This window comes from Variovorax rhizosphaerae, assembly GCF_037889975.1.
GTDB classification, from domain to species: domain Bacteria; phylum Pseudomonadota; class Gammaproteobacteria; order Burkholderiales; family Burkholderiaceae_C; genus Variovorax; species Variovorax rhizosphaerae.
Genome location: NZ_JBBKZT010000011.1, coordinates 284,562 through 294,243, shown reverse-complemented (window position 1 = coordinate 294,243; position 9,682 = coordinate 284,562). Strand labels below are relative to the sequence as shown.

Here is a 9,682-nt window from a genome sequence, read left to right as displayed (position 1 = left end):
AAAACCACGCCGGGGCCAGGCGGTGGACAAGTGGACAGTTCGAGCTTTGCTCGAACCGGCTTGCTTGCCGTGGACAACGCTTCGCGTTGCCCACCGCGCAAACCTCTGACCACTTGCCCACCGCCTCCCACAACGACTAAAAATACCAAATCGGAAGATACAAGGGGGAGCGCCGCAGACGCATTCGGGGCTGGGGTTTCATTTCAGGCAACAAGCGCCGCGACGCGCGCCAGATGCGCCCGCACGGCCGGGTGTGCGCTGAGGCCGATCGCGCGTTGATACGCGGCCAGGGCTTCCGACTTCTGCCCGGCCTCCGCCAGCAGATGGGCGCGCGCCGCCCACCACGGCTGGTAGTTCATCACCATGCCGGCATCCAGCAGATCGAGCGCAGCAAGTCCTGCAAGAGGCCCATCGGCACGCGCCACCGCGCAGCATCGGCTGACTTGCGCGCCCACGCTCGGCCGCAGCGCCAACAGCCCGTCGTAGAGCGACACCAACGCAGCCGCGGGCACGTCGGCGCCGAGTCGCCGCTGCGTGTGAGCTGATTGGATAGCTGCTTCAAGTTGATAGGGCCCAGGCGCCGAGAAGCTCGCCGCGTGCCGCAGCGCGTGCTCGGCCTCGTCGATCATCGTGCGGTTCCAGTAAGCGGTGTCTTGCGCATCCAGTGGCACATAGGCCCCGACGGCGTCGCGGCGCGCCGACGCGCGTGATTCGCAGAACAGCATCAGCGCCAGCAGTCCCAGCGGCTCCGGCTCGGCGGGCAGCAAGCGGCAGAGCAGGGCGCACAGCTCGATCGCTTCGTTGCTGAGCCGGCGCGTGCTGTCGGTGCCGTCGATGTCGTCCCAACCGGTGCCATAGGCGGCGTAGATGCCGTCGAGCACGTCGAGCAGGCGCTCCGGCAGGTCGCGCGCCTCGGGGAATTCGAAGGGGATGCCGGCCTGCCGGATGCGCGACTTGGCGCGCGTCAGTCGCTGGCCCAGGGTGGCCGGCGCGGTGAGGAAGGCGCCGGCCATGCGCTGCACGTCGAGGCCGAGCACGGTTTGCAGCATCAGCGGCGTGCGCGCTGCCGCGTCGATGGCGGGATGCGCGCAGACGAAGAGCAGGCGCAGCCGCTCGTCCGGCACCGCGCCCGCGGCCTCGCTCTCGGTGAACTCGTCGGCCAGCAGGTGCAGCGTCTGCGCCGCGGCCGCATGCACCTGGTCGTGACGCCATGCATCGAGCGTGTTGCGCCGCGCGGCCGTCACCAGCCAGGCGGCGGGGTTGTCGGGCACCCCGGTGCGCGGCCAGGTTTCCAGGGCGCTTTCGAATGCATCGGCGAGCGCATCCTCGGCCAGCGCGATGTCGCGCGTGCGTGCCGAGAGGATCGACAGCAGTCGGCCGTAGGAGTCGCGCGCCGCACGTTCGGCGGCATGGCGTGCCGCCTCCGCGTTCACATCGCGTCGCGCGGCATCACGGGGCGCACTTCCACGCCGCCGGTCGAGGCGCAGGGCGCGCGCGCGGCCCATTCCAGCGCGGCGTCGACGTGCGGCACGTCGAGCACGAAGTAGCCGCCGAGTTGCTCCTTGGTGTCGGCGAAGGGGCCGTCCTGCACCTGCCGCTTGTCGCCGCGCACGCGCAGCGTAGTGGCGGTGGAGGGCGGCAGCAGGCCGTCGCCGCTGACGACGGTGCCGGAGCCGTAGACCGCGCCCACATAGGCCATCCAGCTGGCCTTGTGCGCTTCGGCGCGCTCGTCGCCGTACTTGGCGAGGTCATCGGGGGTGACGTAGAACATCAGCATGTATTGCATGGTCTGGCTCCTTGGGGAAGGGGTTGATGAGCAGTATGGCTCGCCTCCATGACGCGTGGGGGCGGTGCGTTTCGACAGCGCGACTGAAAAAATCGCGCACTGGCCTGGGCCCTCGCACACGGCAAGCAAGATCGGCCTTCGCAGGGCCACGCCCCGACGTCCCGAGGCGCAATGGGCTATCTTCGATGCATGCTCCAACTCCCCACCGATGACGCCGTCGTCGCAGCCGCCCGGCGGCCCGAAGGCCATCCCCACCGCCCGCCCGTGATCCGCTCGTCCGCCGCCGACGAGCGATGGGGTGCGCAGTTCTGCTTCGGGCATCGCTGCGGCGCTTCGGCACCCGTCAAAAACAGAGAGCTTGCCTTATGAGCGCAGGGGCACCGCTGCAGGCGGACATGCACTACTACGAGCCGCGCAACGGCACCGGCCTCCCGCACGACCCGTTCAATTCGATCGTCGGCCCGCGCCCGATCGGCTGGATCTCCTCGCGCGGCGCCAATGGCGGCGTGAATCTCGCGCCCTACAGCTTCTTCAACGGCTTCAACTACACGCCGCCCATCGTCGGCTTCGCCAGCATCGGCTACAAGGACACGGTGCGCAACATCCGCGAGACGCGCGAGTTCGTCTGGAACCTGGCCACGCGTGCGCTGGCCGAGCAGATGAACGCGAGCTGCGCGATGGTGCCGCCGGAGGTCAACGAGTTCGAACTGGCCGGCCTCACGCAGGTGCCATCGCGTCTCGTCTCACCGCCGCGCGTGGGCGAGAGCCCGGTCGCCTTTGAATGCCGGCTCACGCAGTCCTTCCAGTTGCAGTCCGCCGACGGTCGCGACATCGAGACCTGGATGACGCTGGGCGAGGTGGTCGCGGTGCACATCGACCGGTCGCTCATCAAGGACGGTGTGTACGACACCGCCGCTGCGCGCCCGATCCTGCGGGGCGGTGGGCCGGCCGACTATTTCGAGATATCGCCGGAGTTGCGGTTCAGGATGCGGCGCCCGGGCTGAACCAGATTCAGTGCGTTGGACGTGGGGCGCTCGGTCGCGCCGCGGCGGCCCGGCTCGTCGCCATTCGGGTGCATGGGCATGAACTCGGTCGGGTGGAACTCGTCCGGCGCGGTCTCGATGGTCTGTTCAACTGGGGCGGCGTGATCCGGTAATTCGGGGCCCGCGTGCCCGAGGTTCTGGCGAATCAGCGCACAGCGCGTGCGCAGCACCTGCAAGACGCGCTGCTCTGCCTTGAGCAAGGTAACGCGGGCCGCGAACCAGGGACTGAATTCGTCGGTGGTCGGCCATGACTGCGGCGGTTGCAGCGCCCAGGTGCCCTTGTTGCGGCGGGGCAGTGCCTCATAGGCGGTCTTGTCGGCGAGATACGCGGCTTCGAGGGCGTCGGTGACTTGGCAATATTCCTCACGCAAGCTGGGCATAACGGAATGATTTCGTACTGAAGGGCCTCCAGTATGGGTGTGACAAAGCGTTTCGAAAGGTCATTTCAGCGACTTGTCTGAAATATTTCTTGACATCTTCAAATAGGGTAAATACTAGGAATTACTTTTCATTGAATCGTGCCGATGCGCATGCTTTTTCTGCACACCCCGTCATTTGCAAAAAGCGGCAGGGATGCGCCGTAATCGGTCAGGCAGCAATGCCGTCGGCACGCAAATGCAGCACCCGATCGGCACGCGCTGCAGCCGCCTCCGAATGCGTGACCAGCACCAGCGAAGCGCCGTGTTCGCGCGTCTGCTCGACCAGCACATCCATGACGCGGGCGGCGGTCGTGGGGTCGAGATTGCCGGTCGGCTCGTCGGCCAGCAACAGGCTGGGACGATGCACCAGCGCCCGCGCAATGGCCACGCGCTGCAATTGCCCCCCGGAAAGCTGTTGCGGCAGGCGGCCGCCCAAGCCTTTCAGGCCGACGATGGACAACATGTGTTGCACGCGAGCGGCATTCGGGACGCCCAGCAGCATCAGGGGCAGGGCAACGTTCTGGGCGACATCCAGGTGTGGCAGCACATGAAAGGCCTGGAAAACGAAGCCCACGTGGCGGCGGCGCCAGAGTGCACGGGCTTCATCGTCAAGCGTAGCCAGCGCGACGCCGTCGTGCGTCACGCCCCCGGCGTCCCAACTGTCCAGGCCGGCCATGCAATTGAGCAGCGTGGATTTGCCCACGCCCGATTCGCCGACGATGGCGACGAATTCACCTGCCGAGACTTCGAGCGACACATGCTCGAACACCGTCGCATCCCCGTAGCGCTTGGCAAGATCGTCAACCCGCAGGGTCACCGGGGCCTCCGACATGGGTCGTCGACTCGGCCAGGCACCATGGTGGCCGCGAGCGCGAAGCCGAGCTGGCCGATCGAGTCGAGCCGCCGCGTTCGGCATCGCATCGCCTCGCTGCGCCGCAAGTTCGCTTGCTTGCAGTGGCCCCGCGATGCGCTCATGCGATACCCGCCGCAGCATGCAACAGCTGCTCCGTTGCGTCAGGGGCCTCGGCGGGAATGACGCGGCGGGCCGGCATGCTGCGCAGCCAGGTGATTTGCCGTTTGGCGAGCTGCCGGGTGGCGGCGATGCCACGTTCACGAAACGCGCTCATGGATGGCGCTGCGCGGTCGCTCGAAGACAGAAGGCCGTGCGCTTGTTCGACCAGGAATTCCCATGCCTGGCGATAGCCGACGCAGCGCATCGACGGCATGTCCGGCCGCAGGTCCCCGCGCGCCTGCAACGCCCGCACCTCGTCGAGGAAGCCAGCGTCCAGCATCGCATCGAAGCGGCGCGCGATGCGCTCGTGCAGCCACGCGCGGTCCGCCGGTTCCAGCGAAAAGAGAATGCCCGTGGACGACCCGGCCGCAGCAGCACGGTCCGCACTCCGCGCCGCGTGAAAGCTCGACAGCGGCTGCCCGCTCGCATGCCATACCTCCAGCGCGCGCTGGATGCGCTGACTGTCGTTCGGCGACAGGCGGGCGGCGGTGGCGGGGTCGACCTCGGCCAGCTTCGCATGCATCGCGGGCCAGCCCAGCGCGGCGCCTTCGGCATCGAGGCGGGCTCGCACGGCGGGTTCGGCGGCAGGCATCGCATCGATGCCATCGATCAGGGCCTTGAAGTACAGCATCGTCCCGCCGACCAGCAACGGCAGCCGCCCACGCGCGCGGATTGCCGCGATCAGCCGCGTGGCGTCCGCGACAAACGCGGCGGCGTTGTAGCTCTCGCTCGGGTCACAGATATCGATGAGGTGGTGCGGCACCGCCGCCAGTTCGGCGGCGCTGGGCTTCGCGGTGCCGATGTCCATCCCGCGATAGACCAGCGCCGAATCGACACTGATGATCTCGACCGCGCGTTCGCGCGCCAGTGCCAGCGCGGCGGCTGTCTTGCCGCAGGCCGTGGGGCCCGCGATGCCGACCCAGGGCGCCGAGGGGGCCGGGCGGGAGGCGGCCATGTCGGCGGTGGAAGAGGGCATGCGCCCGAGGTTAACAAACGGGCGGGCACGGAAAGCCGCTCCGGCCGTCAGGCACGCTTCACGCGACTTCGCAATCAAGCGCCGACAAGTCGAAGCGCCGTGGACAGTGCTGTAGCACGGCAAGCCGATCCAACCCAGCCATGCGTTTGCGGGCGGAGTCGTTTCAGACGCTCAGAGCTGCCGCCCGCCGTCGTACGGCCGCATGGCTGCTGCGCGCGCTGGTGGGGCGACCGGCGCAGCTTGTTGCTCCGCCGATGAAAGGTCAGGCGCCCTGACACTGAACAGTTGCTCCAGCGCCTCGCGGTACTCCGTCCCGCCCACCGTGTTGGTGCTGTGATGCGAGCCGCCTTGCACCAGTACGAACTTCTTCGGACCCGCGGCGGCGTCGTACAGCTTGCGGCCGAGTTCGGGCCGGATCAGGTTGTCGAGCGCACCGTGCACAACCAGCAGCGGCGCGCCGATGTCCTTGACCTTGGCAAGTGCATCGAAGGGCTGCGTGATGAAAGGCTGGAACGGCAGCCAGCCCCACTTGAAGCTGCTGACCACGTCCGAGATCGAGGTAAACGTGCCCTCGACGATAACGCCGCTTTCGTCTTTCACGCTGGCCGCCAGGTCGATGCCGATGGCGCCGCCCAGCGAGTGCCCGAAGATGTAGCGACGTTGCTGGGGATGCCGCGCCGCGAGCCAGGTCCAGGCCGCGCGCGCATCCTCGCGTGCGGTGGTTTCCGAGGGTAAACCCTTGGTGCTCTTGCCGAAGCCGCGGTAGTCGATGGCCAGCACCGAGAAACCCAACTCGTTCATCCGCCGGATACGGGGCGCCGAGCCGCTGACGTTGTAGCGGGCGCCGTGCAAGTACAGCAGCACCGGCGTGTCGGGCGACTCGGGTTTCGCGCCCAGCCAGAGGCCGTGCAGGCGGGCCGGCTCGCCGGTGAGCGAGGAGCGGAAGTCGATCCAGACTTGCTCCATGCCGGCCGTCTGGTCGGCGGTATTGCCCCAGCTTCGGTCACTGGGCTGGAAAATCCATTCGCGCTGGCGCTCGTCTAGCGTGGAACAGCCGCTAGCGATGAGAGCAGTCAAGGTAATGGCCGAAGCGAGGAGGGACCAACGTTTCATGTGTGGCAAAAGGGAGACTTGGCTGGCGCGAAAGTTCCGGGCGGCCTGCCAGCAATGGCCGCGCGGCAATGTCATGCAACGCGCGTGCCGCCCGATCGGACGACACGTTTCAGGATGTTACCGTCCCCGCAGGAACAGTGCATCCAATTCGCGCAGCGAAAGTTGCCGCCAGGTCGGACGTCCGTGGTTGCACTGGTCCGAGCGTTCGGTAGCCTCCATCTGCCGCAATAGCGCGTTCATTTCGTCCAGCGTCAGGCGCCGGTTGGCGCGCACGGCGCCGTGGCAGGCCATGGTCGACAGCAGTTCGTTCCGGGACCGCTGCACCACCGTGCTGGCGTCGTGCTGGCCCAGTTCGGCGAGCACGCTTCGGGCGAGTTCGACCGGATCGCCGTCGGCCAGCGTTCCGGGCACGGCGCGCACCGCCAGCGTGCGCGGCGAAAACGGCGTGATCTCCAAGCCCAGCGTCCCCAGCACGTCGGCGCAGGCCTCGGCCGTGGCCACCTCCTGCGCCGTCGCGGCGAAGGTGGCGGGAATCAGCAGCGGCTGGCTGGTGATCGCGGCGCCGTCCAGTTGGTTCTTGAGCCGCTCGTACACGATGCGCTCGTGGGCCGCGTGCATGTCGACGATGACCAGGCCCTGGCTGTTCTCGGCCAGCACGTAGATGCCCTGGAGCTGGGCAATGGCGCGGCCCAGCGGCCAGGCGTCCGCGTTGGCGTCGCCCGTCGAGGGGAGCGGTGTGGCGGGCTGGAAAGCGTCGGGAAGGGTGGCGGCGGACCGGAAGCCGGGCTCTTGCGTGGTCGGGGAATCCGCCAGCGCGGGCCGCTCGAATCGTTGCCCGGGCCACATCGCGGCGGCATCGCCGAGGCCGCGCTCCGAGGCGAAGTGGATCGCCGGCTGCGCCCATCGCGCCGGTTCGACCGGCGCCGCCTGTTTGAAGAAGGGTGCGGCAGGTGCGCTGGCCGCGTCGCCCGCTCGCGGAACAGCGAGCGCGTCCTCGATCGCATGCCGGACGGCCTGGTGTACCTCGCGGCCGTCGCGGAAGCGCACTTCGATCTTGGTCGGATGGACGTTCACGTCCACACGCGCCGGGTCGATCTCCAGGTACAGCGCGTACACCGGCTGGCGCTGGCCGTGCAGCACGTCTTCGTAGGCGCTGCGCACCGCGTGGGCCAGCACCTTGTCGCGCACGAAGCGGCCGTTGACGTAGAAGTACTGCTGGTCCGCGCGAGACCGTGCGGCGTCAGGTACGCCGGCGCGGCCGACGACGCGCACGGCGCCACCCGGGCGGTCGACCGCCACGCTCTGCGCCACGAACTCGTCGCCCAGCACATCGGCCAGGCGCTGCAACTGCAACTCGGGGCCTGAGGCGGCGCGCCATTGCTCGACGAGCTTGCCCTCGTGCCAGATCGAGAAACCGACGTCTGGCCGCGCCAACGCCTGCCGTCGCACCGCCTCGACGCAGTGCGCGAGTTCGGTGGCGTCAGTCTTCAGGAACTTGCGGCGCGCGGGTGTTGCGTAGAACAGCTCGCGCACTTCGAGCGTGGTGCCGACGGCCCGCGCCACCGGACGCAATTCCCCGGTCCGGCCATCGAGCGCCCAGGCGTGGTCGGCGCCGGCCGCGCGCGAGAGCAGCGACAGGTCGGCAATGGCATTGATCGCCGCCAGCGCCTCGCCGCGAAAGCCCATGGTGCCGACTGTCTCGAGTTCGTCGAGGCTGGCGATCTTGCTGGTCGCGTGGCGACGCAAGGCCACGGTGAGCTCTTCGCGCGGAATCCCGGCGCCATCGTCCTCCACCGAAATCAGCCGCACGCCGCCGGCCGACAGCCGCACCGTGATTTCGCGGGCACCGGCGTCCAGGGCGTTGTCGAGCAGTTCGCGCACCACCGATGCCGGTCGCTCCACCACCTCGCCGGCCGCGATCTGGCTGATCAGCTCATCGGGCAGTTCGCGGATCGGGCGGCGGGTGGAGGTGGTCGGCAGAGGGGCATTCACGCGGCAATTCTAGGGAAGGCTCCGAACAGGTGCCGCGAGGGCGCGCTCCGAGCTTGCGCGCCCCGCAGTATTCGTTCAGGTCCTCCCCCGTGTCGCCTGGTCGCGGGGGGCGATGGGGCCGGGCATTTGGAGGGCGAGGAATGCCCCGATCCTCGCCTCTTAGGCCGCCGGTGCAAACGCATGCAGGTCGACAACGCCCGCGCCTTCCATGCCCCCCAAAGCGCCAGCCCGCGAGACGATGACCATTGGCACAGGCGATATCCACGACTCCGGCCGCAAGGCCACGGGGCACGCGTCCGATGGCCCGCCGAACCGGCCGGCTCAGGGAGTTCGCCCGCCAAGCCAACGCAGAGACAAGGAAGGCGAAAAGGGCTGCCGCAGCAATTGAGCCCATGCGCCAATGCAGCACGAGAAATGAGGACATGAATGAAGGTCGGTCGCTGGCGGCGGTGGAATCGAGGCGAATTCCGTGGCGGATGCCCGTCCCGTTCGGCACCTGTGCGGGCGGCCTCCGAAGCCCCCCGGATAATCTCCCACCATGGACATACTCAGTTTTCTCATCGACTTTATCCTTCACGTCGACAAACACCTCGAAGCATTCGTCATCGCCTATGGCCCTTGGGTCTACGCGCTGCTTTTCCTGATCGTCTTTGTCGAGACCGGCGTCGTGGTGATGCCGTTCCTCCCCGGTGATTCGCTCCTCTTCATCGTTGGCGCACTGTGCGGCGTGGGCCACATGAGCTATCCGCTGGCCTGCACGGTGCTGATTGCCGCGGCCATCCTGGGGGACCAGTCCAACTTCGCGATCGGAAAGTTCTTCGGGCCGAAGGTCTTCCAGTGGGAGGACTCCAAGCTGTTCAATCGCAAGGCCTTCGACCAGGCGCACGCCTTCTATGAGCGCTACGGCGGCGTGACGGTGATCCTGGCGCGCTTCATGCCTTTCATTCGTACTTTCGCACCGTTCGTGGCCGGCGTGGCCGCGATGAATCGCGCCAAGTTCACGATGTTCAACGTCGTGGGCGCCTTGGTCTGGGTGCTCGGGATCGTGACGGCTGGCTATTTCTTCGGCAACCTGCCGTTCGTGCGTCAACACCTCGACAAGATCATCTGGGCGCTGATCTTCATACCCGGCGTGATGGCGATTCTTGGCGCATGGCGCGCAGGACGCGCCGAACGTCAGCGCGCGGCGCTGCAGAAATAAGGGCTCGAAAAACGCGTTGCCCTTAATTTAGGAAACAATAGGTGACTTTGTACTTCTATTGTGAATTCCTACACCTCGCGGCCAGTTGCACCTCCACCGCCACCGCTTAGCATCCAATCGATGCAACCGCCGCAAACCGA

9 protein-coding genes are annotated in these 9,682 nt (G+C 67.5%); 2 read left to right on the top strand and 7 right to left on the bottom strand.

Annotation, left to right across the window (positions count from 1 at the left end; all coding sequences use genetic code 11):
• Positions 1-203: 203 nt before the first annotated feature.
• Together WKW82_RS24050 and WKW82_RS24045 are read right to left on the bottom strand one after the other, a co-directional pair.
• Positions 204-1,433 carry an RNA polymerase sigma factor gene (locus WKW82_RS24050; RefSeq protein ID WP_340344855.1) on the bottom strand — a complete coding sequence of 410 codons (1,230 nt, stop codon included), beginning with the start codon at positions 1,431-1,433 and terminating at the stop codon, positions 204-206.
• Positions 1,430-1,786 carry a YciI family protein gene (locus WKW82_RS24045; protein WP_340335542.1) on the bottom strand — a complete coding sequence of 119 codons (357 nt, stop codon included), beginning with the start codon at positions 1,784-1,786 and terminating at the stop codon, positions 1,430-1,432. The genes WKW82_RS24050 and WKW82_RS24045 overlap by 4 nt, the downstream gene beginning before the upstream one ends.
• Before the next feature lie 365 nt (positions 1,787-2,151).
• On the opposite strand from WKW82_RS24045, the gene WKW82_RS24040 reads away from it, so the two are divergent.
• The gene (locus WKW82_RS24040) at positions 2,152-2,790 is read left to right on the top strand and encodes a flavin reductase family protein (protein WP_340344854.1); all 639 of its coding nucleotides are present in this window, start codon (positions 2,152-2,154) and stop codon (positions 2,788-2,790) included.
• On the opposite strand, the gene WKW82_RS24035 is transcribed toward WKW82_RS24040, so the two are convergent.
• The 5 genes from WKW82_RS24035 to mutL form a co-directional block, all read right to left on the bottom strand.
• The gene (locus WKW82_RS24035; protein ID WP_340344853.1) at positions 2,739-3,209 is read right to left on the bottom strand and encodes a hypothetical protein; all 471 of its coding nucleotides are present in this window, start codon (positions 3,207-3,209) and stop codon (positions 2,739-2,741) included. The genes WKW82_RS24040 and WKW82_RS24035 overlap by 52 nt on opposite strands.
• Positions 3,210-3,417: 208 nt before the next feature.
• Positions 3,418-4,065, bottom strand: coding sequence for an ABC transporter ATP-binding protein (locus tag WKW82_RS24030; RefSeq protein ID WP_340344852.1), 648 nt, complete (start codon positions 4,063-4,065; stop codon positions 3,418-3,420).
• A gap of 154 nt (positions 4,066-4,219) precedes the next feature.
• Positions 4,220-5,236 (bottom strand): tRNA (adenosine(37)-N6)-dimethylallyltransferase MiaA, encoded by a 1,017-nt coding sequence (gene miaA, locus WKW82_RS24025; RefSeq protein ID WP_422823566.1) that lies wholly within the window; start codon positions 5,234-5,236, stop codon positions 4,220-4,222.
• A gap of 171 nt (positions 5,237-5,407) precedes the next feature.
• The gene (locus WKW82_RS24020; RefSeq protein WP_340344851.1) at positions 5,408-6,349 is read right to left on the bottom strand and encodes an alpha/beta hydrolase; all 942 of its coding nucleotides are present in this window, start codon (positions 6,347-6,349) and stop codon (positions 5,408-5,410) included.
• A 117-nt stretch (positions 6,350-6,466) separates the two neighbouring features.
• Entirely contained in the window at positions 6,467-8,341 is a 1,875-nt protein-coding gene (mutL, locus tag WKW82_RS24015; RefSeq protein WP_340344850.1) for a DNA mismatch repair endonuclease MutL, read from the bottom strand.
• A gap of 538 nt (positions 8,342-8,879) precedes the next feature.
• Here mutL and WKW82_RS24010 point away from each other — a divergent pair.
• Positions 8,880-9,542, top strand: a complete 663-nt coding sequence (locus WKW82_RS24010; RefSeq protein ID WP_340344849.1) for a DedA family protein — start codon at positions 8,880-8,882, stop codon at positions 9,540-9,542.
• The last annotated feature ends 140 nt before the right edge of the window (positions 9,543-9,682 follow it).